Here is a 25,070-nt window from a genome sequence, read left to right on the forward strand (position 1 = left end):
CCACGTCCAGCCATAAAAGTCGAGCATTTTCCAGCGTTTTATTTAGTTAAACGACTACAGTAAACTTATTTACAACATCGATGCCGATTCAGTACCAATCGTGCCGACATGCTTGGAAAAAACGTGGCACGCTGTGCGTTATCGAACGATGCCAGACACTTTGCCGCCACGCGCCAAGGCAGCAAAGCGAAGCTAGTCATGCTGAACGACCCATGCGCCCGGCCTGGGCCGTTATGCGATACCTGTCTCCTAACGCCGGGAATCAACCTGAGGAGCAAGAATCCCATGTATGTAGAAGACCAAACCACCGTGTCTGCCGAGCTGGCGGAAGCGTCGTCCGAAGTGTTCAGCGAATCGACGATCGAGAGCATCCTTGCCCTGATCAGCACGACGGAAGATCCCGAAATCACCATCGATAACCTCAGCGCGGCCAATAACGCCGTCATCAATCCGGACGATGAAACCGAACTGCTCTTCGTGGACCTCACTGGCACCACGCCAACGACGGTCACCGTCACCGGCGATACGGAAGTGATCGTGTTCCAGGGCGGCGGCGGCGTGGAGGCAACCTTCAATTCGGTCGCCCCGGCGGCTGCGCGAGTGGAAGGCGAGATCATCCTTGGCGCAGGGCCGCAGGCGGCCGAGGGCGACGAGATGTTCGAGCGGGTCATCGTGGGAACGGCGCAGGCGGACGAAATCACGATCCTGGATGACGTGGCCACCAAGGTCATCGCCGGCGATGGCGACACGATATTGGCGGGCGACGGACACACGGTGGTGGTCGCGGCGCAGGGCAGCAGCACGGTATTCGGCGGTGCCGACACGATGCTGCAGGCGGTCGGGCAGGATACCGACTTCACTGTCACGGCGGGAGACGGGTCCGTGATGATCGCCAATGCGACAACCGGGGTCGAGGTCGAGATATCGAATGCGCAGTACGTGATGCTCGACGATGGCGATGCCCTGATCTTCGCGGCGAACGAGGCGGAAGCGGCTGTGGCGAACCTGTACCAGGCGGTGCTGGGTCGAGCGGCGGACGCGGAAGGGCTTGATTTCTGGTTCGGCGCGCTACAGCAGGATCAGACCGTCGACGCGATCGCGCAAGGGTTCCTTAACTCCACGGAGTATGGCAACCCGGATCTGGACAACACCGAGTTCATCGCCGAGCTGTACCAGAACGCGCTGGGCCGAACGGCGGACACGTCAGGCGCGGCGTTCTGGGTGGCGGCGCTGGAGAGCGGGGCCTCGCGGGCCGGGGTGGTGGCCGAGTTTGCGAGAGTGGCGGCCAACCATGAAGAGTTGAACGAGCCAGGCGTGGTGGGTTCTGTCACCATCGTCGACAACATCATCAGTTGACGGTCGCTCGGCGCAGATGAAAGGGGGCTTCGGCCCCCTTTTTTTTGCTGGCCGAGACCCGTGAACACGGTCGGTGGACGGCGCGGCACAGGCCCGCTGAAGCGGCAAGGTCTTCGCGAACGTCCGCCCGGCATGTACCGGCGGATGGTCCAGTACAGTAAGGCATGCCGCTGTACTGCCCGGGCGCGCGCGATTGCCCTACGATGGCGCTTCCACCAGGAGCCCACATGAAAACCATCGGCCTGATAGGCGGCATGAGCTGGCAATCGACGGTGCCGTACTACCGTGAAATCAACCAGGCGATACAGCGGCGCCTCGGCGGCCGGCATTCGGCAAGGATCGTGCTGTACAGCGTGGACTTCCACGAGATCGCGGCCTTGCAGCACGCCGGCGACTGGGCTGCCGCGGGCGCCGCGCTGGCGGACGCGGCCACGGCGCTCGAGCGCGCCGGCGCGGACTTCATCGTGCTGTGCACGAACACCATGCATGCGGTCAGCGATGCCATCACCGCCGCGGTCGGCATCCCGTTGCTGCATATCGCCGACCCGACAGCCGATGCCGTGGTGCGCGCCGGTGCGGGAACGGTTGGCCTGCTGGGTACGCGCTTCACGATGGAGCAACCGTTCTATCGGGAGCGGCTGGTCCGGCGCGGCCTGGAGGTAATGGTGCCGCCAGCCGATGAGCGCGAGCTGGTGCATCGCATCATCTACGAAGAACTCTGCCAGGGGCGCATCGAACCGGCTTCGCGCGAACTCTACCGCCGCGTAATGGCGGGCCTGGCGGCGCGCGGCGCGCAGGCGATCATCCTGGGCTGTACCGAGATTTCCCTTCTCGTCAATGGAGACGATGCGGCCGTGCCGCTGTTCGATACCACCGCGCTGCACGGCATCGCGGCCGCGGAGCGGGCCCTGCGGGAAGGGGACTGAAGAGCGTGTTCAAGAGCGGCCGATAAAGGGCAGCTGCTGAAGGGCAGTTGTCGAAGGGGCACTGCTGAAGGGGATCTGCTGAAGTACAGCTGCTGAAGGACAGCCGATCAAGGCCAGCCGGTCAAGGACAGTCGATCAAGGCCAGCCGATCAAGGTCAGCTGCTGAAGGGCAAGCAACCAAAGGCCGCGACCGATGCACCCGCCATCGGTCGCAGCGCCGTGAGGCGGGCAGAGCGAGTTATGCGCCCCGCCTGGTACCGCGCCGCTGCGCGGGTTCGTCCAGCACGCGCCGGATCACCGGTGTCGGCACGCCATCGCGCGCCATCACCAGGGCGGCCTGGTAGCGGCTGATGTTCGGCATCAGGTCCACGGTGGCATCGACGGCTTCGGCCACCGGTTCGTTCGGCTGGGTGCGGCGTTCGTTTTGCATGGTTACCTCCGGTTGCCAGCTTACACTCGTCCAGCGCGGGCGGCCAGGAGGTTACCGCTGTTTTCGCTGGCGCCGCGCCGCCAGCACGGCCAGCGGCAAGCCCGCCAGCAGCAGCGCCCATGTGCCTGGTTCGGGCGCGGGAGAAATGGCAAACGTCGTTTGCGCTGTCCAGTGGTATTCCCACTCCTCGGAATGTTCGGGCCGGAACGAATAGCGGTACTCGCGTTCGCCGGAAAAGTAGAAATGGCCGTCACGGATCCAGCCTTCCGGATCGCTGCTGTACTGGCCGGCGGTGAAGGACAATGCGCCGTCCCGGTAAGCGAAAGCTTCCGCGCCACAATGCCAGTACTCGTTGCTCTGGCTTTCGCACGCAACGAAATCGAAGCCGTCGACGATGAGCGAGGTGATTTCCGAGCGGACCAGCACACCGTCGGCATCGGCATCCCGGCCATCGAAGCTGCCCGTCATCTTGCGGTCGGGCAGGAACTTCCCGGCCATCAAGTCATGGAAGCCCTGGTACTCGAAATGCCAGGTTTCGGCCTGGCCGGGAATGGCGCAGGCCGCCAGGACAACACAGAGGAATGTTCTCGACATGGCGGCCTCCCGAAATATCGCAAGGCTTCCAGTCTACGAGCAAGTGCGGTGCGATGGTCCCGGCAGTAGCAGCGATTTGTGGAGTTCCAGGCGCTGTCCGCGTTAAGTAGCTTTGCCGTTGAGCACGAAACTTCTTCGCATGCCGAGCGCGACAAAAGAACTGATCAGCTAGTCTGACGCACGGCAATGCGCAGCCATTGCCGCGGTGCCGTCAGCTCGGCGGCATCGAGCACACGTAGCCAGCCGGTGTAATTGGCCAGGTAGCGGCTGGCCACACCGTTGAATCGCCGCGGCCAGGTCTTGAAGCGGCCATGCCATCCGTTGACACCCTGGATATGGAGTGCGCCGCGTGCCCGCATGCCGGCACGCACATTGATCGCTTCGTGCGTGATGCCAGCCTGCTTCGCAAATGCCTGGTATGCCTTGGCGGCATCGGTCACCAGCAGCACATCGGGCGCCAGCACGGGCTTCAGGTGTTGCATCAGCTGGCCGGCGCTGACCGGACCGCGGCCCGTGACGAAGTCACACGTTTGCCGGTTGCGGTCACGAGCGACGAGGATGCAGTCCAGCTCGCTGCCGATGCCGCGCCGGCTGGCCTTGCCGCCGCGTTTGCGGGGCGGGCGGTTCAGGTGGCGCGAGCCCTTCTGTGATTCGAGATGATAAGGCGTAGTAGGGGTTTCGGCGAGCACCGCTCGTCGCCTACGCAGCGGTGCTCGCTTGCAAGCGAGCACTCCTCCTTCGTCAATCAACAATGCCGGACAACTGCGGACGGGGTGCCCGGAGGATGGCGGCCACAAAACGGTGGCGCCATCGAAAGCTGGTCGACTTGGCCACCGCCACGCGCCTAGCCGCTGAACGCACGGGGATCGACTCGATCAGGCACTGAAGATAATGCAGCCATTTGTCGCGCAGGCGCAGACGGGCAAGGGGTGTGCCGGTCAAGGCGTTGAAGCTGCGCCGGCACATCACGCAGCGATAGCGCTGCAAGCCACTGGCTTGTCCACAACGGTGGGACCGCTGGCAAGCGCAATGTGGACACGGCGGCCTTCCAGCGGCCTCCTCGATCAGGCGAAGACACTGCCCTGGTTGCTCGACGTTGGCCAGAAAACACTGCAACAACGCGACCTGATCTTCTGAAAGCTGTTGCCGGATCAACGCTTCGATCAATACCTGAACATCCGCTGCACCCATGTTGCCTCCCGATATACATGAAGTAGCTCAACAGGAGGTCAGATCATCATTCCGGCAGGAAGTTCCCATAATTACCGCTCACAGCGCCAAGTTCAATGTCCCGGTCAGGGATGCAGCAGGCCGGCGGTGCTGGGTGCGGGGCCCAATGGTCCAGAGCGCAGCTGCGTCAGTTCCGGCAGGTGATCGGTCACGAAGCGCGCCAGCGGTTCGCCCAGCAGCAGGCCGCACAGCCCGACCGCGGCGATGACGCCCATCGCCAGCGCGATCGACATCACGAAGCGGCGGTTCGGTACCCGCAGCACGAAAGGCAGGTTGATCGCCACGCTCGCCAGCGAAGCGAGAATCGCGCCGGTGGCGGCCACGTCCAGCTCGAGCTTGCCTTCGGCCGCCAGGCTCGCCGCCGCCGCCACCGCGCTGGCACTCGACACGGTGCCGCCCAGCGCACTGACGACATAGAAGCCCACGTTGCCGAAGTATTTTTGCGTCAGCACGCCGACGATATGCAACAGCAGGAAAACCAGGCCGTACTTCAGTGCGCTCCACAGCGAAAACGGCAGCACGATCTGGTTTTCCTGGCCGTCGGCGGGCAGCTGGACGTCCGGCGTCGCCGGGTGGCGCCGCACGAACACGAAAAAGGCCGTGGCCGCCAGCATGCCCGCGAAGGCACCGATCCCCGCCACGGCCACGGCCGGGGCCAGCAAGGCAAGGATCACGGCATTGCGCATCACCATCGCCACGGTCGCCAGCAGGATGCCGCGGTAGGCCGCCGCCGCCACGGCGCCCACCGCGCCGCCGCTGACGCGCGAGGCCAGTTCGTTGACGGTCACGCTGCTGTTAACCAGGCCGCCGAGGAAGCCGGCGATCGCCACGCCGCGCGCGCCGAAGGCCTTCCACAGCACGTAGTTGACGAAGCCGATGCCGGCGATCAGGATCACGGTCGCCCAGGCGGCGCGCGGCTGGATCAGGCCCATGGGCCCGATGCTGCCGGTCGGCAGCGCCGGATAGATGACGATCGCCAGGATCGCCAGCAGCAGCGCCGAGCGCAGTTCGCGCTCGGTGAGCCCGATCGAGAAGCCTTGCAGGATATCCTTCCACGCCAGCAGCGCGGTGGAGGACACCATGATGGCCGCGGGCGTCAACGTGTGGCCCTTGCCGCACATGATGCCGGCGATGCAGGTCACCAGCATGGCGGCGGACGTCGTCAGCTCGGTGCCTTCGTGGGTGCGCATGTCCTGCAGGTTCAGGAAGATCGTCAGCAGACCGGTCAGGCACAGCACGATGTAGGCGTACATATCGCCGAGCGAGGCGCCCACCGCGCCCAGCACGGCGATAAAGCCGAAGGTGCGCAAGCCCGCTTCCTTCTTGCGGCGTTCGCGTTCCAGGCCGATCAGCAGGCCGAGCGCCAGCGCCAGCGCGAAGCGCGTCAGCATTTCGAGGTAAGGCCAATCGGTGACAGGGTGAATGACCCCTGGCGCGGCCGGCAACGCGGAAATCAAACTCATGAGCCGACTGTACCGCCGAACGCGGCGCACCGCCCACACATTTTGGAGCGCGGCAATGCTGTGCGGCGAAAAAACGCGTTGGGCTAAGATGAATATTCGGATAACACAGGAGGCATCATGCAAAACGACGACAAGGAACGGCTCCAGCAGCCGCCGATCCATACGCACCTGCCGGACACGGTGCCGCCCGAGGACGTGAAGAAAATCGTCGGCGACGCGGTACCGCACGGCGCCGACTACAACCTGCCGCCGCCAGCGGGCGCCGGCAAATCGATGGGCAGCGGTCTCGATGACTCGGTGGGCGGCCCGACAATGGGCGCCGACCCGGCACCGCGCGGCCAGGCAGCCACCACGCGCGACCAGGACAGCCGCGCCGTCGACCAGCACATGGGCAACCTGCAACAGGGCAGCCAGCAGCAGGGCAGCCAGCAGCAGGGGAATCAGCAGCAAGGCAACCCGCAGCAGGGCAATCAGCAGCAGGGCAATCAGCAGCAAGGCAACCCGCAGCAGGGCGGCCAAGGTAGTAGCGCGGGGGGCCGTTCGGACAGCGCGTCCGGAGGCAGCCAGTCGGGGTCGCCCGGCAATACCCAGCGCGCAACGGAGCAAGCCGGAGCGCGTTCCGAAGGCTTGCTGCCTGCCGGCGGCGAGGCTGACGGGCGGTTCGAGGTGGGCGAGGAAGTCAGCTTCGACCAGCAATCCGACCAGGCGCGCAAGGTCGGCAGCATGGACGAGACGGCGAAAGGACCGCACGGCGAGAAGCTGTCCGATGCGGTGGCCGGTACGCTGGGCAAGGACAGAGACAAGACCTGATCATTGGCCGATCGTTGAAATTCCAATGCGTGGGGCAATCGGCTGGCTGAAACGCCGGCCGATTGCCCGCACGCGCATTGCGAAAAACACATTGCGCACATTTTTCGCCGCGACTTTTAAGCTGTATCAAATCTCCTGCTGAGCATTCCCTCAAGTCCCCTGCCTATACTGCGGAGTATTGCGCAACGCAACGTGTGTTGCCTAAGAAAAAGGAGACTTTCCATGCATCAGGATCCGCTGTTAGCCAGCATTGGTGGCATGCTGCGCCGCTTCAGGCGCGCCGAGGCGTGGTTACGCAAGGCCGGGCTGCCGGTGCTGCTGGCGCGCTTGCCCGTATGGCTGCTGTGCCTGCAATATTGCATCATGATGCGCGGCAAGACGGTGCGTATCACCCGCGTTTCCCAGCGCATCGGGCGCTGGCTTGAAACGATCACCGATCTGTCCTGGCATGAAACCGCGCGGACCGAGCTGCTCGACATGGATGGCGGCATGCGCAACGATATCGAGTCGACCAAGCGAACCCTGCTGCTGCTGCGCGATCTGTGCGTGGACATGGGCGGCATGTTCGACAGCATCGGCTTCCAATCCAGGGTCCTGGACCGCACGCAGGAAACCTTCCTCGCCATCGTCGACGAATCCTGCCTCACCGCCACGACGCTGCAGCGCGCGCTGGTCATGCACGATACGCGCGCACTCGCGCTGCTGCGCGAAATGCATGAGGCGGAACACGGACCCGGTGCGATTGGCGCCGATAGGGATGGCGCCGATAGGGATGGAGCCAACAGGGATGGCGCCAACAGGGATGGCGCCAACAGGGATGGAGCCGATAGGGATGGAGCCGATAAGGATGGGACCGATGCAGGTGCCGATGCAGGTGCGCCGCCGCAAGCGGGGCCGTACCGGGATATCGGCGTGGCGGCCAAGGCCTGATGCACGGTGATGGCAACCCGGCCATCATGCCAGGCACGATGTCCGGGCAGGACTTCCAGGAGCGGTGCCCGGCTGCATCCGCCGCCCAGCCAAGGCCGTATTTCAGCCTGCACCGCCTGTCCAGCCAGCCCGCGCCGCTTTCCCAGCCAATACGCTTTCCCAGCCAATACCGCTTGTCCAGCCTGCATCGCCTTCATGGCTGCACGCCTTCAGTCTGCATTGCCATCAGCCCGCACTGCCTTCGAGCCCGCATTGCCTTCAGCCCGCATTGCCTTCAGCCCGCATTGCCTTCGAGTCCGCATTGCCTTCAGACCGCATTGCCTTCCACCCGGTATCCGCCGCCCAGTTCCTCTGGCGTCCCACTTTTCTCACAGCCACCGTCAAGTCACGCCGGGACGTGGCCACCGGCACGGCTGCCGGCTGCGCTGCGGCACATGGAACGCGGCGGGTGAAGAGGTGCCGCCGCATGCCCCAGTGCGCTGGCCACGTCCGCCGTGAGCGGTTATCGCCGCACAGTCGTGGCCACTGTGCGACACTGCACAGATCGATTACTGTGCTTTGGACAAGATCAACAGCCAGCGGCCGAACAACAGGATCTCGATATGGCCCGGTTGCACGCCGGTATCGCATTCGATGATCGGGTTGACCGCATAGAAGCGCTTGCGGAAGTCGCGGCAGACCAGCATCTCGCGCTTGCCGAAGCGCACCAGGAAAGACGTTGGAGCGTACTCGAGGCCGAAACGCGATTCGAAACGCGAAGGGAGACGGCGAGGGTCGTAGTCGATGGTTGCCATGACAGTGTTCCTTATCGAAAAAGGATCAAACAAGAAGTTCGCAGTGCCAGCCGCACGCCAGGGGATACCAGGTAGGCGCCTCCAAGCTGCTGTGAAGCCGCTGCAGGGAAGCTGCCTGGACGCCTGGACACCGTACGCTGGCGGTGCCTGGCGCACTCCTGGAAGCATCCTGGGCCAGGTCCGCGAAGATTTGCCGGACCGGTCCTGGAGGCGCTTCCCGAGTGCTGCCTACTGGATAGAAGCTTAACATAACTACTGTACAAAAACACAGGGCTGTATGAAAAAACAGGTTTTTTGTCCACCCGTTGCAAAAGTGCGAAACCGATGAACCAGACCATGTACTCAAGGCTGCTGCGCTTCCTCGCAGCGCGTCTCACGCCCGGCGGCGAATTCGGCCTGCACATGACGGCCGGGCTGGCGCTGCTGGTCTCGGCCGTGGCGATATTCCGCGAAATCGCCGAAGCCGTCGGCGAGCAGGACGACGTCGCCCGCTTCGATGTCCACCTGGCCGAGTGGTTCAATACCCACGCGTTCGAACCGCTGACCACCATCATGCTGGCCATCACGCACTCCCACGGTATCGTCGGCATGTCGATCGCGTCGAGCCTGCTGGCACTGTGGTTCTGGCGCAGGAAGGCACAGTACTGGCTGCTGTGCGTCGTCATCGCGGCACCCGGCGGCATGCTGATCAACGTGCTGCTGAAGAACGTGTATGCGCGGCCGCGCCCCATGTTCGAGGAACCGCTGCTCACGCTGGCCACCTACAGTTTCCCCAGCGGCCACACGGCGGCCTCCACGCTGTTCTACGGCCTCGTCGCCAGCTATATCGTCACCACGTCGCCCAGCTGGCGGCGGCGCTTCACGGCGATGGTGGCCGCCGCCATCATGGTGCTGCTGGTGGCGTTCAGCCGCGTCTACCTGGGCGCGCATTATGTCTCCGACGTGCTGGGCGCGATGGCCTACAGCGCGGGCTGGCTGGCGGTCTGCATTGCCGCCGTGTCCACGCTGCGCCGCCGCCGGCTGGCACGCAGGGACGAGTGATGGCCCGGGCCATCGTGATCGTCAACGAGGGGGCGGGGCAGGGCCATGACGGCGAACGGGTCGCGGCGCTGCGCGACAAGTTCGCGGCCGTGGAGATCGAAGCCGACGTGACGCTGGCCGGCAGCGGCGAGGAGATGACCGGCGCGGCGCGCGCGGCGCTCGACAGCGGCATCGGCCTGGTGGTGGCCGGGGGTGGCGACGGCACCATGAATGCCGTGGCCTCGGTGCTGGCCGGCAGCGGCGCCACCTTCGGCGTGCTGCCGATGGGTACGCTGAACCATTTCGCCAGGGACCTGAACATTCCGCTGGCGCTGGACGATGCCATCGCCAACATCGCCCAGGGCCGGCCGATGGCCGTCGACGTGGGCGAGGTCAACGGCCGCATCTTCCTGAACAATTCCAGCCTGGGCCTGTATCCGGACATCGTGCGCGACCGCGTCAAGCAGCAGCGCCGGCTCGGCCGCGGCAAGTGGCTGGCGTTCTGCTGGGCCAGCCTGGCAGCCCTGCACCGCTACCCGTTCCTCAGCCTGCGGCTGCACGTGCACGGTGACGAACATGCGCGGCGCACCCCTTTTGTCTTCATCGGCAATAATGCCTACACGATGCAGGGCTTCAATATCGGCGAGCGTACGCGGCTCGACTGCGGCCAACTGAGCCTGTACGTGGCGCAGCGGCCCACGCGCTTTGGCCTAGTGCGCCTGGCGTGCCACGCGCTGGCCGGCAAGCTGGCGCAGGCCCGCGATTTCGACGTGCTGCTGGCCGACCAGCTCACCATCGATACCCGGCGCAAACTGGTGCGCGTCGCCACCGATGGCGAAGTGACGCTGATGGCGCCCCCGCTCAATTACCGTTCGCGCCCCGGCGCGCTGACGGTCATGGTACCCCGCTAGGAGAAAGCATGCGAATCATCGTGCACCTGTCCGACATTCATTTTGGCCGCGTCGACGAGCGGCTGCTCGCGCCGCTGCGCGCCACGGTCGAGGCGGTGCAGCCGCATGTCGTGGTGGTCTCGGGCGACCTCACGCAGCGCGCCCGCAGCGAACAGTTCAAGCAGGCCAGGGCCTGGCTCGACACGCTGCCGCAACCGCAGATCGTGGTGCCCGGCAACCACGACATCCCGCTGTACAACGTGGCGGCACGCTTCCTGGCGCCGCTGACGAAGTACCGCCGCTACATCACGCCGAACCTCGCGCCCGAATACGTCGACGAGGAGATCGCCGTGATGGGCCTGAACACCGCGCGCTCGCTGACGATCAAGGATGGCCGCATCAACCGCGAGCAGGTGGAACGGCTGCAGGAAAGGATGGCGAAGGTGGCTGCGAACGTGACGCGCGTCGTCGTCACGCACCACCCGTTCGACCTGCCCGAATCGTTCAACGAGGACGACCTGGTCGACCGGGCGCCGATGGCGATGGAAGCGTTCTCGAAATGCGGCGTGGACCTGCTGCTGGCCGGGCACCTGCACGCCAGCCATTCCGGCAACAGCGCGCGGCGCTACAAGATCGCCGGCTATTCCGCGCTGGTGGTGCAGGCCGGCACGGCCACGTCCACGCGGGGCAGGGGAGAAACCAACTCGTTCAACGTGCTGCGCATCGAGGGCGATGAAATCCAGGTCGAGCGCTACGGCTGGAAGGATGAAACGGCCGCGTTCGAGGTGGCCACGATCGAGATCTTCCGCCGCGACGGCAATACCTGGCAACCGCTGGGCACCGCCCCGGACATGCCGGAAGCGATCACCAGCGATGAAACCGTGGCGCCGCAGACTGTCAGCGGCTGAGGGCGGGGATGTGCTGCCGGCTGGTGTCCGATCCCGCTCAGAAAGGCCTACCCCAAGTGCAGACTGCGGGGTCAGACCCGGCGGGTCTGACCCCAGCACTTCGCCGTTGGGGTAGATGCATGCACTAGTAGGGCTACAGCCAGTAATCCCACACCTTCGAGGCGAACTCCTTCATCCGGTTGAGCAGGGGCCGGGCACGCCACGCGGTCAGCGTGACCTCGGTGGAATTCTTGACGTCGTCGCGGAAGGCCGCTTCCATTTCCTTGCCGAAGGCGTCGCCCAGCACGATCACGTTCACCTCGGCGTTGTGCTGGAAGCTGCGGCGGTCGATATTGGCCGAGCCCACGGTGGACCACACGCCGTCGATCACCATGGTCTTGGCATGGAGCACGGCCAGCTTCAGTTCATAAATCTGCACGCCCGCCGCCAGCAGCCGGTCATAGAACGCGCGGCCGGCGTGGAACACCATGCCGCTGTCGGAAACGCTCGGCAGCACGATGCGCACTTTCACGCCCCGTTTCGCGGCATCGACCAGCGCCTGCACCGTCTGCTCGTCCGGCACGAAATAGGCGCAGGTGATGTGAATCGACTTCTTCGATTCCTGGATCGCCAGCAGCATCGCCTTGTAGATCTCGTACTGTCCGCCCGGCTCGCTGCCGAGCACGCGCATCAGCTTGTCCCCGGCGATCACCGGGGTGGGGAAGTAGTCGGCCTCGCGCAGGTCGTCCGCATCCTGCCCGGTCCAGTGCTGGATGAACAACCACTGCATCGCCTGCACGGCGGGGCCCTCGATGCGCACGTGCGTATCGCGCCAGCCCACATCCTTTGCGTTGCGCGGCCGGCTCTTCGAGCGGAACGGCGAGCTCTTCGAATAGGTATCGCTGATGTTGATGCCACCCGTAAAGCCGATCTTGCCATCCACGATGAGCATCTTGCGGTGGTCGCGGTTGTTCACCTTCCAGCCGTTGCCGCGCACCTTGGCCGGGTTGACGGGGTTGTAGGCGATCAGGTGGACACCGGCGGCGCGCATGCGGTCGAAGAAGGCCTGGGGCACCATCAGCGTGCCCACGCTGTCGTAGATGATGTTGACCGTCACGCCCGACTTCTGCTTGGCGATCAGCAGGTCGGCGAACTTGTCGCCCATCTCGTCCTGGTCGAAGATGTAGGTCTCGAAGTTGATGTGGTTCTTCGCCCCCTCGATGGCCTTCATCATCTCGGCCATCGTCACGGGGCCGTCGAACAGCAGTTTCACCTGGTTGCCGGCGATCAGCGGCACGCCGGTGGCGGCTTCCTCGAGGGCGGCCTGGGCTTTCAGGTCGAGCGTGTTCTTCGACCAGCGCTTGGCCAGCAGTGCCTTGGCGCGGGCCGGCGACAGCTCGCCGTTGGCGGACTTGACGACCGGTACCGCCGAAGCGGCTTCCTTGGTCTTGTCGGGATCGACGGCCGGCAGCGACGCGCAGGCCGCCAGGCACCATCCGGCCAGGAGCACCGCCAGCGAGCGGCGCGGATTCCAGTGTTTCATTTCAACTCCTTGGTGCCAAAGAAAAAGTCCACCGGCGACTTCCACAGCCGGCTGCCCAGCGCCCGCAGCAGCAGGAAGCCGTGCTCGAAGGGGATGCGGCGCGCGCGCAGCGCCACCCACAGCGCAAGACCGAAACTGACCAGCAGGTTCACGGCCCCGATCGCCAGGAAACCGGTAACGGATGTCACGACCAGTTGCCAGCTCACATTGTGATCCAGCGCGACCAGGGCTGTCGCGAAATTGGCCGAGGAGAAAGTAACGTGGCGGATATCGATCGGCAGCCCCAGCAGCAGGCCCAGGGCGCTGGCCATGCCCAGCATGATGCCGAAGAAGAAATTGCCCATCAGGCTGCCCAGGTTGTTTTCCAGGTAGCGGCCCAGCCGGATCGTGCGCTCGGGGCCCAATATGTCGTTCAAACCGCGCAACTGGGCGATCCGGCGGCCCCAGCGGGTGTACAGGGCCTGGTTGTCGTAATAGCCGGACACCAGCCCCGCCAGGAACAGGCACACGCCGGCGATCGCCGCATAGAACAGGGCCGGCGTATGGATGGGATCGATGTCGTGCAGCAGGTGCATCGCCTTGCCCTGGCTGACCAGGTGCTCGCCGCTCAGTTGCAGCCAGCCCCAGGCGATCACCCAGGCGGTCGGCAGACAGGTGGCGATGTTGCCCAGCACGGCCGTGACCTGGGTGCGGAATACCTTGGTGATCAGCTCGGCCAGGCTGTCAGGGTCGATGTGGCGGCCGTCGCGGCTTTGCAGGCTGGCGGCGATGTGCGACGCCGTCATCGCCGGCTGCTTGGTCGCTACCGTGAAGTGCAGCAGGTGGATCAGCACGAAGCCCAGCGAGTAATTCATCGAGAACAGGAACGCTTCCACCAGCGGTGCCGCGCGCAGCGTGCCCAGCAGGATCTTGAACAGGGCCATGAAGCCGACGATCACGCCGGCGCCCGCCGCGGACAGGAACATGCCGCCCAGCGCGCGCCGGTTCTCGGCGATGTAGTGCTCGCCCGTGCGGCTGGCGTTTTCCGTCACGTTGCGGGCCAGCAGGTGGATATTGTCGCGGAACAGGTCGCGCACCGTGTACTTGTTGTTGTGCGCCTCGATCAGTTCCAGCGCCAGCGCCAGCGTGGCGGCACGGCGCTGGGCCTGCCGGGTGACGGGCACGCGCTGCGGCTGGATGCCCACCGTGCCCGTCACCAGGTTGACGGACGGCTCGGCACGCAGTTCTCCGGATACGTCGACCAGGAACAGCAGCTTGCGCAGCCGGTCGATGCTCTGGGTGAGTGTCACCAGCAGGTAGGTGAGGGCGATGGTGGTGCCCTGCACCAGGGCCTTGCGGCGGATGCGGGCGATCACGCTGTCGCACTGGTCCAGCATCACCAGCAGGTGCTTCGGATCGTCGAGCTCGATGTCCTCGCCCGCCATCAGGCGCGCGTAGCCGTCCAGGTAGTGCAGCACTTCGCGGTTCTGCACCAGGAACGGCGATTCGAACTCTTCCATCTCCGTGTGGAAATTGGTCAGCTTCGGTTCCAGCCCCACCGCCGCCACGCGGTACGACAGGGTGCGGATCGCTTCCAGCATCCCCGGCAGCATCACCTTGCGGTCGCGCCGGTGGAACACCAACTCGAACAGGTCGAGCCAGTCCAGCGAGGGTACCGCGCTGATCCATTGCCAGTCGCTCTGCTTGTAGAACACCTGGTCGAGCAGATCCGCCAGGTATTCGTCGCCCAGCGCGGGCGGCAGCATGCGGTAGGCGATACGCCGCTTCAGTTCGGTGAAGAAGCCGTCGTTCGACAGCACGCCCACTTCCGTGTACAGGCTGGCGTGGCGGCGCGCCTGCAACAGGCGCAGCACATAGGCGCGCAACTGGCGGGCGTGTTCCGGGTTACCGCGGAGCAGTTGCGTCAGGGTGCGGACATTGGCGGCGGCACGGATGTAGTTGCCGCGGCGGCGCGGGCGCAACTCGGCAACGAGCGCGACCAGTGCGGCCACCCCCGTGGTGTGTTCATCGATGCTGTCGAGGATGGCAAGCATGGGGCACTTGGTGAGGAAAGTCCGCAGTATACCGCTCAGCCATATCTCGTCTGTACGCTAGCGAACCCAAGCCCCGGCCGTGGTTTCCCGGGCGTGGCGCGGGTGAGTCATTTCCTTGTAACAACTTCATGTGCTCTGCAGTTTTTGATTCACTTTCACCGTGCAGGGGTATATGGTTGAACTACGAGTCCTAGTTTGTGAACCTCCGCACAGAGAGGCGGTGCAGGTCGGCGATAAACTTGCATCAAGCTTTAGGTACAAAGCACGCAAGGTGGCGGGGCCGAGCCAATCGGTCGTTGGACTTGACCTAGAGACGAATCATGAATACCAAGCTGATGGCGCTGGCCTGCCTGTTCCCGATGGCGGCGTTGGCGCAGGAATCCTCTTCGATCCGCGTGTATGGCGTGCTCGATGCCGGTGCCGTGTCCGAACACGATTGCCCGAACGGCGACTGCCCCAGCACGAAGATCTCCCCGGGTGTCTCCACTGGCTCGGTGCTCGGTTTCTCCGGCCAGGAAGACCTCGGCAACAACACGCGCGCCATCTTCACGCTGGAAGCGGGCGTGCGCAACGATACCGGCCAGTCCGACCAGGGCGGCCGCCTGTTCGGCAGCCAGGCCTACGTGGGCCTGGCCAACCGCTGGGGCGCGCTGACAGTGGGGCGGCAATACGACGTCGGCTATGAAACGCTGGTCGAAGTGGCCGACCCGTTCCGCACCGGCACCGCCGGCACGGCGACGAACCTGATCGGCAACGGCACGAAGCGTTCCGACAATTCCATCAAATACCGTTCCAGCAAGTTCCGCGGCTTCTCCGCCAGCGCGATCTACAGTTTCGGCGAATCTGCGTTCAGCACTTCGCGCAACCGCGCTTATGGCGCCACCATCGGCTACGAAGGCGGCCTGTTCACGCTGCGCGCGGCGCACCAGCGCAAGAACAACTTCCTGCAGGGCGCCGGCGCCACGACGCCGGTGGACCTGTCGGCGCGCAATTCGATCATCGCGGCCAACATGCACATCTCGAAGGCGGCAACGCTCTACACGGCCTACGCCGTCAACAAGGGTGTCGGCAGCTCGCCGTGGGACCAGGACAACCCGTATGGCGCGCTGGTGCTGGCATCGCCGTCCACGCGCAGCAACGACGCGCTGGCCGGCGTGTCGTACTCGGCCGGTCCCGCCACGTTCATGGTGTCGTACATCCGCAAGGACGACCGCACGCTGGCCAACCAGGATGCCAACCAGGTGGCTGTCGGCATGACGTATTCGATGTCGAAGCGCACCGCGTTCTATGCCGCCTACGCGAAGATCAAGGATGAGAACAACGCGCCTTACCGGGTCGGCAACTTCAGCGAACAGGGCAAGGGGCGCAGCGCCTTCAACGTGGGGTTGCGGCACGCGTTCTGACGGATGGGGAGGACACTGGTGTCGGACACCGATCTCACCCCAAGTGCAAATTCAGGGGTCAGACCCGGCGGGTCTGACCCCAGCCCTTCGCTGTTGGGGTGAGTGCATGCGCTTTCAATCTGCCGTATGAGACGCAACTCAACGGCAACAGTGTCCGACACCATGAGTGTCTGACACCATTTCTGGATGAAGCGCCCGAAAAGAGTGTCAGACACCAGTGCTCATGCGGAGAGGCGTGAGTTGGAGCTGACAGGAGGCAGACAACGGCGGCCAGTGCGCCGCCGCGATCTCACTGCACCGGCGGGGTACTTCCGCACTCCGCGGACAGCCAGCGCCCGGCGCTTTCCACCGTCATCTGCTGCGCCTGGCCCTGCACGGTGCTGTCCACGTTCATGCGCATCGAATAGCCGCTGTCGCCTTCGAAGATCACCTGGCCGGTGCCGGACGAGGGCGGCCGGCTGCACTTGAACGCGATGTTCAAGCCGCCGGGCACGGGCGTCTGCGTGGTGCTGCACTGGCCAGGCTGGCCCGATGGCAGCCGTGGATTGGCGGCCTGTTCCTTCGACAGGCAGAAGTTTACCTTGACGCCACCGCCCTCGGCCAGCTGCATCGTCACGCCGTGCTGGGCCAGCATCTGGTCGATGGCGCGGCGCTGCTCGGGTGGCAGCCCGGCCATCTGCTGCTGCGCCATTGCCAGCGCCTGCATCGTCTCGGGCGAGGCGGCGGCGACCTTGCTGGTCATTTCCCACAGCCCCGGTTTCAGCGCGGCGCCATGGGCCGCCTGCGCGCAGGCGGCGGCGAACACCACGGCAAGCAGGCGTGACGATGTCATCGTGGCCTCCGGGGTCAGGAACGCGGTGCAGGTTCGGCCACGTAGATTTCCACGCGGCGGTTGCGGGCACGGCCGCTGTTGTCGTCGTTCGACGCGATCGGTTCGCGCGCACCGCGGCCTTCGACCACCACGCGCGTCGGCGATACGCCGCGCGAGGCGAGGTAGTCGCGCGTGTGCGAGGCGCGTTCGACGGACAGGGGCTGGTTGACCGAATCGGAACCCGTGCTGTCGGTATGGCCGATGATCGTCACCGTGGTCGCCGGGTTTTCCTTCAGCGTGGTGGCGAAGCGGTCCAGGATCGGGCGGAAGTTGTCCTTGATGTCGGCACGGTTGGTGTCGAACGAAATATCGCTCGGGATCTCCATGCGCAGGCGGTTGTCGGCGGTCTGCGAGACTTGCACGCCGGTGCCGGCGGTCGCCTGTTCCATCGCCTGCTTCTGGCTTTCCATCCGTTTCGACCAGATGTTGCCGACCACCGCGCCAGCGGCCGCGCCCAGCACGGCGCCGCCCGCGGCACGGCCGCCGCCACCGCCACCGGTGGTGGCACCCAGGATGGCACCCAGCCCGGCACCGACGCCGGCACCCGTGGCGGTGCCGCGATCCGTCGAATCCATGTTGGCGCAACCCGTGGCGCCAACGGTCATCGCGGCGGCCACGGCGACAGCCACGGCCTTGCGCATTGCATAGGGAATGTTCATGATGTTCTGTCCTCCTTGTCAGTGCATTCTAGCCCCATCGAGCCGGGCCATAAAAACAAGGCGGCGCTGCAGTCGAATGCAGCGCCGCCGCGGTGCCCGTCAACGCTACAGGCCTCGTCCGCTGATCAGGCGCAGCAGGATCATGATGACCGCGACTACCAGCAGGATATGGATGAAGCCGCCGATGGTGTAGGAGGTCACCAGGCCCAGCAGCCAAAGGATAATAAGTACTACAGCAATGGTATAAAGCATGATCGTATCCTCTCGTCTCGGGTTATATGTCCGGCCTGTTGCCGTCATGGATTTCAGTATGCGACCGGCTGCCGCGCCTTTCTGTACGGTGCCGAACAAACTTTGTCATTTTTTCATTGCGCCGGGCGGCGCCACCCAGCCCAGCAGGCCAAGCAGGCCGGTCACGCCGAGCAGGCCGGCCAGCAGCCCGCCCGTCAGCAGGACCAGCGCCAGGACTTCGGGTGCGCCGCCTTCCACCACCTGTCTCCCGGCATCCAGTTCCAGGTACGCGATCCGCGCCAGCAGCAAGCCCGCGGCGATCAGCCAGCCCCACAGCATCCTGTTCATGTGTCCTCCGCGCGCCCCATGGCGCATGACTTATTGTCGGGTTCACTCATCAGGAGGCTCTGTTCGCTGGCAGATAGAACGAAAAAAAGCCCCGCGCGGTGGCGGGGCTGCAACAGGACAGGAACGGATCAGCGCGACTGCAGCTGGCCCTCGACCACCTTGACCTGGTCGCCGCCACGCCACACGGGCGAATCGGTGTAGAAGGTGCGCAGTTCGCCATCCTGCATGCGCACCACGACTTCGTAATTGCGCTTGCCTTTCAGGTTGCCTTCGACCTGGTTGCCGATCACGGCGCCACCCACGGCGCCGGCCACCGTGGCCAGGTCGCGGCCACGGCCATCGCCCACCTGGCGGCCCAGCAGCCCGCCGACCACGGCGCCGCCGGCGGCACCGAGGCCACTGCCTTCGCCGCGGGTCTTGCCGTCCTTGACCGATTCCACCGTGCCGCATTCCCGGCATGCCGTTGCCGCGCGCTGCGGTTCCTGTGCCTTGTCCTCGGCGCGCTCGCGTTCACGTTCGCGCTGCAACGCCTTGTCGCGCACCGGGGCCGCGACGCGCTCTTCCTGCGCAGGCACCACCGGCGCCGGCACCGAACCGCCGCTGCTGCCGCTGGCCGAATTGCCGGAGGTCGACACGTCACCCGCGGGGGCGCCGTTGATGGTGCCCGCACCGGCCGCATAGTGGCTCGACTGGGTGGCTGGCGTGGCCGGCGCGACTGGCGCCGTGGCCAGCTGTTCGGCAGGCGGCGTCATCAGTTCGCCGGGCCGGCCGGCGTGCTTGTTCGACGGCAGCCAGCCCATCAGGGCGGCGATGCCGACACCGGCGAACAGGATCAGCACGATGGCCACGATGATGGCGAAGGCAGGCTTGTTCTGCTTGGTGGGAGGGGTGCTGGGGTGATTCATGTCGAGTCCTTTTTTGTGTGTGTGGCGGCCATTGCTGGCACGGTGAAACGATTGTCCTGCCGCACCGGCGGGTGTTCCGTGCGTCACCGTACATACACCCCTGTAAGGAATCGTTAACCTCGTTACAAGATGTGCACATGCCAACCGATCAGACCAACATGAACCTGAATTTTGACACCGCGCACAGCAATCCCGCACTGCCCCCACCGGTGAGCAATCGCCTGCTGGCGAGCCTGCCGGAAGAAGACCTGGCGCAGATCGAGGCCCTGTGCGAAACGGTGGAAGCCGACGTGGGCGAAGTGCTGTACGAGCCGGGACGCCCGATCTCCTCCATTTACTTTCCCATCGATGCGCTGGTCTCGCTGCTGGCCGTCGCGGAAGGCCGCATGACGCTCGAAGTGGGCTCGGTGGGCCGCGAGGGCATGCTCGGCGCCTCGGTGGCGCTGGGCCACCGGCAGGCGCAGGTACGCGCCGTGGTGCAGCGCGCCGGTACCGTGCTGCGCATGCGCGCCGAGGACTTCCGCGCCGAATTCGCCCGTATGGAATCGCTGCAGCACCTGCTGCACCGCTATACCGATACGCTGCTGGCGCAGGCGATCCAGATCGCCGTGTGCAGCCGCTTCCACGTGCTGGAAGCACGGCTGGCGCGCTCGCTGCTGATCACGCGCGACCGCCTGCAGTCGGAGAAATTCCACCTCACGCACGAGTTCCTCGCCCATGCGCTCGGCGTGCGGCGCGTCGGCGTCACCAAGGCCGCCAGCGCGCTGCAGAACCAGAAGCTGATCACCTACAGCCGCGGCAATATCGAGATCCTCGATTCCACCGGGCTGGAAGCCGTGTCCTGCCGCTGCTATGAACTGGTGAAGGAAAACGGCGCGATCGGCATGGGCACGGTATTCGTCTAGAACGCCAGCGTTGGAACGCCAGGCGCCTAGAACTCCAGGTCGCGCGCCGTGAACAGGCGTGGCGGCACGCCTTGCAGGATCACGCCCATGACCGTGTTCATCGTCACCGGATCGTTGTCGAAGCCGCCGTGCGTATTGCTCTGCGTGCCCATGCCGGACGGTGACACGTTCCCCGCCACGAACACGCCTGGCAGCATGGCGCCAGCGTCGCCGTGCGGCCGGGGCGCCCGCAACGGCGCCAGCGCCGCATCGGCATCGAGGAATTTCTGCATGCCCAGCAGCGGTATCGCGCGCGACGGTTCGAACGCGTTGCTGACCAGGTACAGCAGCGACTTGCCATACGGGCCCACGTCGTCGTCGAGTTCGCCCACATCGCTCAGTACGTACAGCTGCGGCAGCGGGCAGCGCTCGCCCACGGCCGGCTCGAAGAGGCTGCGGTAGTCGGCCACCGTGATGGCCGGCGCCAGCAGCTGGGTGGTTTTCCATGGCACCCCGGCTTCCATCAGGAGCGGCGCCGCCGACGCGGCGAAGATCGAGCCGGCGCTATGCCCGACCACGTGCAGTTCCCATGCCTGCAGCCCGGCCGGCGGCAGCGCGGCGGTGGCCTGGCGCACCGCATTCGCAACGATGCGCATCGCGCCTTGCGCGCCTTCCGATGCCAGGCGGGCGTTTTCCTTCATCTCCTGCCACAGGGCGCCGCCGGGCTTGGCCAGCGTCAGCTCGAACATGCGGTCGCGCGCTTCGCGCACCCAGTCCTTGAACGACCAGCCGGCGCGCTGGTCCTGGCTGGTGAACAGGTCTTCGAGCATGCCGACGGTGGAGCGGAACCAGTCGCTTTCCCACATGATGTGCAGCGGGTAGATCTCGTTTTGCAGGCACACGTCGCGGAACGCCACGACGCGCTTGGCCACGGCCTTCTCGTCGTTCAGGCCACCGTGCAGGAACAGCATCACGCGGCGCTTGCGCCAGCCCGCGGTCTGCCGGGGAATCGTTTCCGTGAACAGGCGGGCCACGTCTTCTTCCGAGGTCCAGTAGTCGCCGCTTTTCGACAGCAGGCCGTTGTTGCCGATGTTGATGACATACGGCCGGATATCGCCGAGCGGGATCACTTCGCCGGCGCGGTGGCGGCCGCTGAGCACGTCGGCCGCGCCGCGTTCCCACAGGTCCGCGGTGACCGGCACGCCCAGCTGCGCCACCCACACGTCGGTGGCATGCATCATGAAGTCCTCGTAGGGCAGCAGGGCGTAGCCGCCATTGCCCCAGCCGCGGCCCCACGAATTCTGGATGATGAAGCCGCGCGCGGTATAGCCCACGATGGCCACCGCGTGGCCGGCATCGGCGCGCCCCTTGCGCATGATGACGGGCAGCGCCATGGCGGTGGCGCCGTCCACGTCCACGTCCACGGTGGGTTCGTCGCCTTCCAGGCCCCAGCCCTCGTGCACCATCAGCGTGGCGAAGGCGATGCCCGCTTCGTTCAGCGCGGCATGCAGGTGTCGTACCTGGCGGAAGTCGACCCGGTAGTAGGCGCCGCCCGGCACCTTGCGGGACAGGATGCCCAGTTCGTCGGACAGGTGGCCCGGCCCGTGCAGCTCGTCCGGCCAGCGCTCGCGGTCGCACACGCCGTGGCGCTGCCAGCCCTTCATGGCGCCCCGCGCGGACGAGCCTTCGTATTCCTCGCCGGGCCATTCATCGTAGCGCCGCGCCATCTCGTACAGCATGCGCGGGCTGACCCGCGTGGCGCAGCCCCGTTGCGCCTGCAGGTAGTTGATCACGGCGGCCAGCGCGAAACCGGTGCAGGCGCCTTCGCGTCCCTGGTCCAGCACTACCGGCACCGCGCCGATGTTGACCAGCTGGTCGGGCAGGGCGCGCAGCGTCGGCCGGTAGGGCCAGTCGCCCGCATCGAAGCGGTCCGGAAAGGCGTCGAACGTGCGGCTCAGCGGTATTTCGACGGATTCGTTTTCCGCGTCGTCGCGCCGCGACGGTGCCTCGGGGCGGGTGGTCTTCGGCGCGGATTCGCGGGCTACGCCGGCGGGCGTGGTCGCGGTGCTGTCATCGGTATGGGTGGTCATCTCGGTCCTCCAGAATGGGCGTCAGGATGCGCGGCGCGCGCCTGCCCGGGGCGCCGTCGCCGATCGCTTGCGCGAATCCGCGGCCAGGAAGAGTGACTTGTATTTGTAGACTGACAGTATGCGAGCCACCCGCCAGGCGGGCGCTGCGGTGTTGCGGACTCGAGCGATATTTCTGGTGCCGCGAGAATTGGATGGATTTGCGCTATCCATCGGCGGACAATGGGGAGGGGGTAGGAATAGTCTGAACACTTTCCGATGCACAGCGCCCACAAAAAGGCGCTGTTAGCGTTAAGTAGCCTTGCCCTTGGTCACGGAACTTTCTTGCATGCCGAGCGCGACAAAGAGCCGACGATCCTCGGCTGGCACCACGGCAATGCGCAACCATTGCCGTGGTGTCGTCAACGCGGCGCCATCGAGCAGACGCTGCCAGCCGGTGTAATTGGCCAGGTAGCGGCTGGCAACACCATTGAACCGGCGCAACCAGGTCTTGAAGCGGCTATGCCATGCATTGACACCCTGGATATGGATTGCGCCGTGCGCGCGGATGCCGGCGCGCACATTGATCGCTTCGTGCGTGATGCCGGCCTGTGTCGCGAATGCTCGGTACGCCTTGGCGGCATCGCTCACGAGCAGCACATCGGGCGCCAGCACGGGCTTCAGGTGTTTCATCAGCTGGCCGGCGCTGACCGGGCCGCGGCCCGTGACGAAGTCGCAGGTTTGCCGGTTGCGGTCACGGGCAACGAGGATGCAGTCCAGCTCGCTGCTGGTGCCGCGCCGGCTGGCCTTGCCGCCACGCTTTCGGGGCGGGCGGTTCAAATGCCGCGAGCCTTTTTGTGATTCGAGACGATACGTCTCATCCGCCTCGACGATGCCGGACAATTGCGGGCGTGGCGCCCGGAGAATGGGCGATGAAACGGTGGTGCCATCGAAAGCTGGTCGACCTGGCTACCGCCACGCGGCTAGCCGCCAGACGCACGGGGATCGACTCGATCACGCACTGAAGATATTGCAGCCACTTGTCGCGCAGGCGCAGGCGGGCAAGCGGTGTGCCGGTCAAGGCGTTGAAGCTGCGCCGGCAAGCCACGCAGCGGTAGCGCTGCAAGCCACTGGCCTGTCCGCAACGGTGAAACTTCTCGCGGCCGCAATGCGGACACGGCGGCTTTCCGGCGGCTTCCTCGATCAGGCGAAGGCACTGGCCTGGTTGCTCGACGCTGGCAAGAAAGCCCTGCAGCAACGCGACCCGATCTTCTGAAAGCGGTTGCTGCATCAACGCTTCGCTCAGTACTCGAACCTCCGCCGTGCCCATGTCGCCTCCTGATATACATGAAGTATCTCAACAGGAAGTCAGACCGTGGTTCCGGCAGGAAGTTCCCCCAATTAGCGCGCACAGCGCCCACAAAAAACGGAGCACGCGGCTCCGTTGTTGTCAGGGGTTCAGCGGGCTCAGCGGGTCGGCTTGCTGACCTGGTTGCCGATCACGCCGCCGACAGCGGCGCCGCCCACGGTGCCCAGCGCGGAACCGCCGGACAGGGCGGAACCTGCCACTGCCCCGACACCGGCGCCGATGGCGGTATTGCGGTCCTGGGCGGACATGTTGGCGCAGGCCGACAGGCCCAGCACAGACGCCACGAGGGTGGCGCGCATTGCGATTTGCTTGATGTTCATGATGCACTCCTTCATAAGTTGCCCAGCGGGTTTGCCGGAGCGGCCGGTCATGCCGGCGTGGCCGTTACTTCACCTTCATGTCGTTCCTGACGACCTTCACGCCGGTGATGCTGCGCGCCGCCGCCACCGCCTTCTCCGCCTCTTCGGGGCTGGCGGCAAAGCCGGACAGGCGCACTTCACCGTCGTACGCTTCCACCATGATGTCGGCGGGATTCAGGCCGGGCTGGTTGGCCAGGCTGGAGCGCACGTTGGTGGTCAGCGTGCTGTCGCTCATCTCCACGCTGGCCGGCGGCGCCACGTCCACGGACGCGCACGCCACCAGCATCGCCAGCACCAGGCCGGACAGCACAGTAGTCGGGGAAGTCAGGTTGTTCATGGCTCGCTCCTCTTTTGGAAACGGGTGCCATGGCGGCACCGATGGAACCAGCTTATGAAAACGGTATAAACCGAACTGTTCGCGAACGCACGCAGTAACGCTTTGTTACGTTTGTGTTCCAGGGTTTAACGTTGCAAGCCAGCTGCCCAGCCAGCCCGGCCACGGAGGAGCGGGCCGTTTCGCCACGCCAGCGTGCGCCAGCGCACCCTGGCACCGCTGCCATGTCCCCGTTGCCGCAACGATATCGGCTTATGTGCGGCACCGTACCGAAGCCATGTTGTCCATTCGGCTATAACTTCACTACGTTCCGCAAACCCAGTCGGATTCACCCATTGAGGAGAAAAAGAATGAGCCCTCGTTATACCCTGCCGATGCTGTGCGCCGTCGCGGCCCTGCTGTCGGCATGCGCCACCGAAAAAGCCCCGGCCACCGCCGACGTTGCCGTGTCGCGCGCCGCCGTTGAAAATGCCGCCCAGGCGGGTGCCGCCGAACTGGCGCCTGCCGAGCTGCTGGCTGCCCGCGAGAAGGTGCAGCAGGCCAGCCGCGCGCTGGCCGACAAGGACTACAAGCTGGCGCGCGACCTGGCCCAGCAAGCCGAGGCGGATGCCAAGCTGGCCCAGAGCAAGGCCACGTCCGCCAAGGCCACCGATGCCGCCAACGCGGTGCAGGACAACGTTCGCGTGCTGCGCGAAGAACTCGACCGCGCCAACAGCGCCAACCAGTAAAGGAGGA

At 65.4% G+C, this 25,070-nt stretch carries 26 protein-coding genes and 1 pseudogene; 10 read left to right on the top strand and 17 right to left on the bottom strand.

Annotated features, from left to right (window positions below):
- Positions 1 to 285 precede the first annotated feature (285 nt).
- Both OU994_RS10515 and OU994_RS10520 read left to right on the top strand, forming a co-directional pair.
- Positions 286 to 1,356 (top strand): DUF4214 domain-containing protein, encoded by a 1,071-nt coding sequence (locus tag OU994_RS10515; protein ID WP_281610693.1) that lies wholly within the window; start codon positions 286 to 288, stop codon positions 1,354 to 1,356.
- A gap of 227 nt (positions 1,357 to 1,583) precedes the next feature.
- The gene (locus tag OU994_RS10520; RefSeq protein ID WP_281610694.1) at positions 1,584 to 2,282 is read left to right on the top strand and encodes an aspartate/glutamate racemase family protein; all 699 of its coding nucleotides are present in this window, start codon (positions 1,584 to 1,586) and stop codon (positions 2,280 to 2,282) included.
- A 238-nt stretch (positions 2,283 to 2,520) separates the two neighbouring features.
- On the opposite strand, the gene OU994_RS10525 is transcribed toward OU994_RS10520, so the two are convergent.
- From OU994_RS10525 to OU994_RS10545, 5 genes are all read right to left on the bottom strand, one after another.
- Positions 2,521 to 2,712, bottom strand: a complete 192-nt coding sequence (locus OU994_RS10525; protein ID WP_131146946.1) for a hypothetical protein — start codon at positions 2,710 to 2,712, stop codon at positions 2,521 to 2,523.
- A gap of 51 nt (positions 2,713 to 2,763) precedes the next feature.
- Positions 2,764 to 3,306, bottom strand: coding sequence for a PEP-CTERM sorting domain-containing protein (locus tag OU994_RS10530; RefSeq protein ID WP_281610695.1), 543 nt, complete (start codon positions 3,304 to 3,306; stop codon positions 2,764 to 2,766).
- A gap of 164 nt (positions 3,307 to 3,470) precedes the next feature.
- The gene (locus tag OU994_RS10535) at positions 3,471 to 3,995 is read right to left on the bottom strand and encodes an IS1595 family transposase (protein ID WP_281610696.1); all 525 of its coding nucleotides are present in this window, start codon (positions 3,993 to 3,995) and stop codon (positions 3,471 to 3,473) included.
- Positions 3,996 to 4,047: 52 nt separating this feature from the next.
- Complete coding sequence (locus OU994_RS10540; RefSeq protein ID WP_281610697.1) at positions 4,048 to 4,497, bottom strand: hypothetical protein; 450 nt, start codon at positions 4,495 to 4,497, stop codon at positions 4,048 to 4,050.
- A gap of 104 nt (positions 4,498 to 4,601) precedes the next feature.
- A complete protein-coding gene (locus tag OU994_RS10545; RefSeq protein ID WP_131146944.1) occupies positions 4,602 to 5,999 on the bottom strand; it encodes a DUF4010 domain-containing protein in 1,398 nt (465 codons plus the stop codon).
- 117 nt (positions 6,000 to 6,116) lie between these two features.
- On the opposite strand from OU994_RS10545, the gene OU994_RS10550 reads away from it, so the two are divergent.
- Together OU994_RS10550 and OU994_RS10555 are read left to right on the top strand one after the other, a co-directional pair.
- Positions 6,117 to 6,809 (top strand): hypothetical protein, encoded by a 693-nt coding sequence (locus OU994_RS10550; RefSeq protein ID WP_281610698.1) that lies wholly within the window; start codon positions 6,117 to 6,119, stop codon positions 6,807 to 6,809.
- Between the two features lie 222 nt (positions 6,810 to 7,031).
- Positions 7,032 to 7,739, top strand: coding sequence for a hypothetical protein (locus tag OU994_RS10555; RefSeq protein ID WP_281610699.1), 708 nt, complete (start codon positions 7,032 to 7,034; stop codon positions 7,737 to 7,739).
- Between the two features lie 548 nt (positions 7,740 to 8,287).
- On the opposite strand, the gene OU994_RS10560 is transcribed toward OU994_RS10555, so the two are convergent.
- Positions 8,288 to 8,533 (bottom strand): hypothetical protein, encoded by a 246-nt coding sequence (locus tag OU994_RS10560; RefSeq protein ID WP_131146942.1) that lies wholly within the window; start codon positions 8,531 to 8,533, stop codon positions 8,288 to 8,290.
- A 324-nt stretch (positions 8,534 to 8,857) separates the two neighbouring features.
- Here OU994_RS10560 and OU994_RS10565 point away from each other — a divergent pair, with 324 nt between their 5' ends.
- Genes OU994_RS10565 through OU994_RS10575 form a run of 3 tightly spaced genes read left to right on the top strand, consistent with a single transcriptional unit; the run spans position 8,858 to position 11,351 of the window.
- Positions 8,858 to 9,574 (top strand): phosphatase PAP2 family protein, encoded by a 717-nt coding sequence (locus OU994_RS10565; protein WP_281610700.1) that lies wholly within the window; start codon positions 8,858 to 8,860, stop codon positions 9,572 to 9,574.
- Positions 9,574 to 10,464 (top strand): diacylglycerol kinase family protein, encoded by an 891-nt coding sequence (locus tag OU994_RS10570; RefSeq protein WP_281610701.1) that lies wholly within the window; start codon positions 9,574 to 9,576, stop codon positions 10,462 to 10,464. Before OU994_RS10565 ends, OU994_RS10570 begins: the two co-directional genes overlap by 1 nt.
- 8 nt (positions 10,465 to 10,472) lie before the next feature.
- Entirely contained in the window at positions 10,473 to 11,351 is an 879-nt protein-coding gene (locus OU994_RS10575) for a metallophosphoesterase (protein ID WP_281610702.1), read from the top strand.
- 133 nt (positions 11,352 to 11,484) lie between these two features.
- Here OU994_RS10575 and cls read toward each other — a convergent pair whose 3' ends face one another.
- The gene (gene cls / locus OU994_RS10580) at positions 11,485 to 12,873 is read right to left on the bottom strand and encodes a cardiolipin synthase (protein WP_281610703.1); all 1,389 of its coding nucleotides are present in this window, start codon (positions 12,871 to 12,873) and stop codon (positions 11,485 to 11,487) included.
- Positions 12,870 to 14,906 carry a site-specific recombinase gene (locus tag OU994_RS10585; RefSeq protein WP_281610704.1) on the bottom strand — a complete coding sequence of 679 codons (2,037 nt, stop codon included), beginning with the start codon at positions 14,904 to 14,906 and terminating at the stop codon, positions 12,870 to 12,872. The genes cls and OU994_RS10585 overlap by 4 nt, the downstream gene beginning before the upstream one ends.
- A 320-nt stretch (positions 14,907 to 15,226) precedes the next feature.
- On the opposite strand from OU994_RS10585, the gene OU994_RS10590 reads away from it, so the two are divergent.
- Positions 15,227 to 16,309: a porin gene (locus tag OU994_RS10590; protein ID WP_281610705.1), complete on the top strand. Its 1,083-nt coding sequence runs from the start codon at positions 15,227 to 15,229 to the stop codon at positions 16,307 to 16,309.
- 289 nt (positions 16,310 to 16,598) lie between these two features.
- Here OU994_RS10590 and OU994_RS10595 read toward each other — a convergent pair whose 3' ends face one another.
- From OU994_RS10595 to OU994_RS10615, 5 genes are all read right to left on the bottom strand, one after another.
- Complete coding sequence (locus tag OU994_RS10595) at positions 16,599 to 17,141, bottom strand: DUF3617 domain-containing protein (RefSeq protein ID WP_281610706.1); 543 nt, start codon at positions 17,139 to 17,141, stop codon at positions 16,599 to 16,601.
- Positions 17,142 to 17,155: 14 nt separating this feature from the next.
- A complete protein-coding gene (locus OU994_RS10600; RefSeq protein WP_131149215.1) occupies positions 17,156 to 17,821 on the bottom strand; it encodes an OmpA family protein in 666 nt (221 codons plus the stop codon).
- A gap of 123 nt (positions 17,822 to 17,944) precedes the next feature.
- The gene (locus OU994_RS10605) at positions 17,945 to 18,091 is read right to left on the bottom strand and encodes a lmo0937 family membrane protein (protein WP_121670992.1); all 147 of its coding nucleotides are present in this window, start codon (positions 18,089 to 18,091) and stop codon (positions 17,945 to 17,947) included.
- A gap of 105 nt (positions 18,092 to 18,196) precedes the next feature.
- A complete protein-coding gene (locus tag OU994_RS10610; RefSeq protein WP_281610707.1) occupies positions 18,197 to 18,418 on the bottom strand; it encodes a hypothetical protein in 222 nt (73 codons plus the stop codon).
- A 128-nt stretch (positions 18,419 to 18,546) separates the two neighbouring features.
- On the bottom strand, positions 18,547 to 19,323 hold the full coding sequence (locus OU994_RS10615; protein ID WP_281610708.1) for a glycine zipper 2TM domain-containing protein: 777 nt from the start codon (positions 19,321 to 19,323) through the stop codon (positions 18,547 to 18,549).
- 158 nt (positions 19,324 to 19,481) lie between these two features.
- Between OU994_RS10615 and OU994_RS10620 the strand changes: the two genes are divergently transcribed.
- On the top strand, positions 19,482 to 20,228 hold the full coding sequence (locus OU994_RS10620) for a Crp/Fnr family transcriptional regulator (RefSeq protein WP_281610709.1): 747 nt from the start codon (positions 19,482 to 19,484) through the stop codon (positions 20,226 to 20,228).
- Between the two features lie 26 nt (positions 20,229 to 20,254).
- Here the strand turns inward: OU994_RS10620 and OU994_RS10625 are convergent, their stop codons facing one another.
- The 4 genes and pseudogenes from OU994_RS10625 to OU994_RS10645 all read right to left on the bottom strand — a co-directional run bounded on the left by OU994_RS10625 (position 20,255) and on the right by OU994_RS10645 (position 24,338).
- Positions 20,255 to 22,297: a C1 family peptidase gene (locus OU994_RS10625; protein WP_281610710.1), complete on the bottom strand. Its 2,043-nt coding sequence runs from the start codon at positions 22,295 to 22,297 to the stop codon at positions 20,255 to 20,257.
- 288 nt (positions 22,298 to 22,585) lie between these two features.
- Positions 22,586 to 23,603 (bottom strand): annotated as a pseudogene (locus OU994_RS31720) (IS1595 family transposase).
- A gap of 137 nt (positions 23,604 to 23,740) precedes the next feature.
- Positions 23,741 to 23,965 carry a glycine zipper 2TM domain-containing protein gene (locus tag OU994_RS10640; RefSeq protein ID WP_174800456.1) on the bottom strand — a complete coding sequence of 75 codons (225 nt, stop codon included), beginning with the start codon at positions 23,963 to 23,965 and terminating at the stop codon, positions 23,741 to 23,743.
- A gap of 61 nt (positions 23,966 to 24,026) precedes the next feature.
- The gene (locus OU994_RS10645; RefSeq protein WP_131146930.1) at positions 24,027 to 24,338 is read right to left on the bottom strand and encodes a BON domain-containing protein; all 312 of its coding nucleotides are present in this window, start codon (positions 24,336 to 24,338) and stop codon (positions 24,027 to 24,029) included.
- A 347-nt stretch (positions 24,339 to 24,685) separates the two neighbouring features.
- Here OU994_RS10645 and OU994_RS10650 point away from each other — a divergent pair, with 347 nt between their 5' ends.
- Positions 24,686 to 25,063 carry a DUF4398 domain-containing protein gene (locus OU994_RS10650; RefSeq protein WP_131146929.1) on the top strand — a complete coding sequence of 126 codons (378 nt, stop codon included), beginning with the start codon at positions 24,686 to 24,688 and terminating at the stop codon, positions 25,061 to 25,063.
- The last annotated feature ends 7 nt before the right edge of the window (positions 25,064 to 25,070 follow it).

This window comes from Pseudoduganella sp. SL102 (assembly GCF_027856995.1).
GTDB lineage: Bacteria > Pseudomonadota > Gammaproteobacteria > Burkholderiales > Burkholderiaceae_D > Rugamonas > Rugamonas albidiflava.

What these genes read in the sequence shown, in the direction of transcription:
- OU994_RS10515 (WP_281610693.1), top strand. Translation starts at nt 286, where the DNA reads ATGTATGTAGAAGACCAAACCACCGTGTCTGCCGAGCTGGCGGAAGCG.
- OU994_RS10520 (WP_281610694.1), top strand. Translation starts at nt 1,584, where the DNA reads ATGAAAACCATCGGCCTGATAGGCGGCATGAGCTGGCAATCGACGGTG.
- OU994_RS10525 (WP_131146946.1), bottom strand. Translation starts at nt 2,712, where the DNA reads ATGCAAAACGAACGCCGCACCCAGCCGAACGAACCGGTGGCCGAAGCC.
- OU994_RS10530 (WP_281610695.1), bottom strand. Translation starts at nt 3,306, where the DNA reads ATGTCGAGAACATTCCTCTGTGTTGTCCTGGCGGCCTGCGCCATTCCC.
- OU994_RS10540 (WP_281610697.1), bottom strand. Translation starts at nt 4,497, where the DNA reads ATGGGTGCAGCGGATGTTCAGGTATTGATCGAAGCGTTGATCCGGCAA.
- OU994_RS10545 (WP_131146944.1), bottom strand. Translation starts at nt 5,999, where the DNA reads ATGAGTTTGATTTCCGCGTTGCCGGCCGCGCCAGGGGTCATTCACCCT.
- OU994_RS10550 (WP_281610698.1), top strand. Translation starts at nt 6,117, where the DNA reads ATGCAAAACGACGACAAGGAACGGCTCCAGCAGCCGCCGATCCATACG.
- OU994_RS10555 (WP_281610699.1), top strand. Translation starts at nt 7,032, where the DNA reads ATGCATCAGGATCCGCTGTTAGCCAGCATTGGTGGCATGCTGCGCCGC.
- OU994_RS10560 (WP_131146942.1), bottom strand. Translation starts at nt 8,533, where the DNA reads ATGGCAACCATCGACTACGACCCTCGCCGTCTCCCTTCGCGTTTCGAA.
- OU994_RS10565 (WP_281610700.1), top strand. Translation starts at nt 8,858, where the DNA reads ATGAACCAGACCATGTACTCAAGGCTGCTGCGCTTCCTCGCAGCGCGT.
- OU994_RS10570 (WP_281610701.1), top strand. Translation starts at nt 9,574, where the DNA reads ATGGCCCGGGCCATCGTGATCGTCAACGAGGGGGCGGGGCAGGGCCAT.
- OU994_RS10575 (WP_281610702.1), top strand. Translation starts at nt 10,473, where the DNA reads ATGCGAATCATCGTGCACCTGTCCGACATTCATTTTGGCCGCGTCGAC.
- cls (WP_281610703.1), bottom strand. Translation starts at nt 12,873, where the DNA reads ATGAAACACTGGAATCCGCGCCGCTCGCTGGCGGTGCTCCTGGCCGGA.
- OU994_RS10585 (WP_281610704.1), bottom strand. Translation starts at nt 14,906, where the DNA reads ATGCTTGCCATCCTCGACAGCATCGATGAACACACCACGGGGGTGGCC.
- OU994_RS10590 (WP_281610705.1), top strand. Translation starts at nt 15,227, where the DNA reads ATGAATACCAAGCTGATGGCGCTGGCCTGCCTGTTCCCGATGGCGGCG.
- OU994_RS10595 (WP_281610706.1), bottom strand. Translation starts at nt 17,141, where the DNA reads ATGACATCGTCACGCCTGCTTGCCGTGGTGTTCGCCGCCGCCTGCGCG.
- OU994_RS10600 (WP_131149215.1), bottom strand. Translation starts at nt 17,821, where the DNA reads ATGCGCAAGGCCGTGGCTGTCGCCGTGGCCGCCGCGATGACCGTTGGC.
- OU994_RS10605 (WP_121670992.1), bottom strand. Translation starts at nt 18,091, where the DNA reads ATGCTTTATACCATTGCTGTAGTACTTATTATCCTTTGGCTGCTGGGC.
- OU994_RS10610 (WP_281610707.1), bottom strand. Translation starts at nt 18,418, where the DNA reads ATGAACAGGATGCTGTGGGGCTGGCTGATCGCCGCGGGCTTGCTGCTG.
- OU994_RS10615 (WP_281610708.1), bottom strand. Translation starts at nt 19,323, where the DNA reads ATGAATCACCCCAGCACCCCTCCCACCAAGCAGAACAAGCCTGCCTTC.
- OU994_RS10620 (WP_281610709.1), top strand. Translation starts at nt 19,482, where the DNA reads ATGAACCTGAATTTTGACACCGCGCACAGCAATCCCGCACTGCCCCCA.
- OU994_RS10625 (WP_281610710.1), bottom strand. Translation starts at nt 22,297, where the DNA reads ATGACCACCCATACCGATGACAGCACCGCGACCACGCCCGCCGGCGTA.
- OU994_RS10645 (WP_131146930.1), bottom strand. Translation starts at nt 24,338, where the DNA reads ATGAACAACCTGACTTCCCCGACTACTGTGCTGTCCGGCCTGGTGCTG.
- OU994_RS10650 (WP_131146929.1), top strand. Translation starts at nt 24,686, where the DNA reads ATGAGCCCTCGTTATACCCTGCCGATGCTGTGCGCCGTCGCGGCCCTG.